We start from the raw sequence: 433 nt of genomic DNA, 5'->3' as shown, positions 1-433 counted from the left end.
CGCTGGCCATCCTCCAGGCGGCCGGCTGGAAGGACTATGCCGAGCTGACGGTGCTGTTCAACCCCGATGAAGAAGTCGGCTCCATTGGCTCCGGCGAGACCATCGCCAGGCTGGCCGACCAGCACGACGTGGTGCTGTCGTTCGAGCCGACCACCGCCAAGGCCGTGGTCAAGACCGAGGCCCTGCTGCTGGGCGCCAGCGGCACCGCCACCGCCAAAATGGAAGTGAAGGGGCGCGCCTCGCACGCCCGCGCCGCGCCGGAGCTGGGCCGCAACGCGCTGATCGAGCTGGCCTACCAGCTGCAGCAAACGCGCGACGTGGCCAAGTCCGTGCCGGGTACCCAGCTCAACTGGACCACCGCGCAGGCCGGCGAGGTCCGCAACCAGATTCCCGAGCGCGCCACCGCCATCGGCGACGTGCGCGCGACGGTCAA

General features: G+C 70.2%; 1 protein-coding gene. It reads left to right on the top strand.

All coding sequences use genetic code 11. The annotated features are described in order from the left end of the window. Positions 1-433 (top strand): peptidase dimerization domain-containing protein (locus tag OR16_RS37920; protein ID WP_043422831.1); only part of this gene is annotated, 433 nt, incomplete at both ends.

It is taken from the genome of Cupriavidus basilensis OR16, from assembly GCF_000243095.1.
In the GTDB taxonomy this organism is placed as follows: domain Bacteria; phylum Pseudomonadota; class Gammaproteobacteria; order Burkholderiales; family Burkholderiaceae; genus Cupriavidus; species Cupriavidus basilensis_D.
The sequence above is the reverse complement of the archived record's forward strand: the minus strand, read 5'-3'. Positions and strand labels throughout refer to the sequence as shown.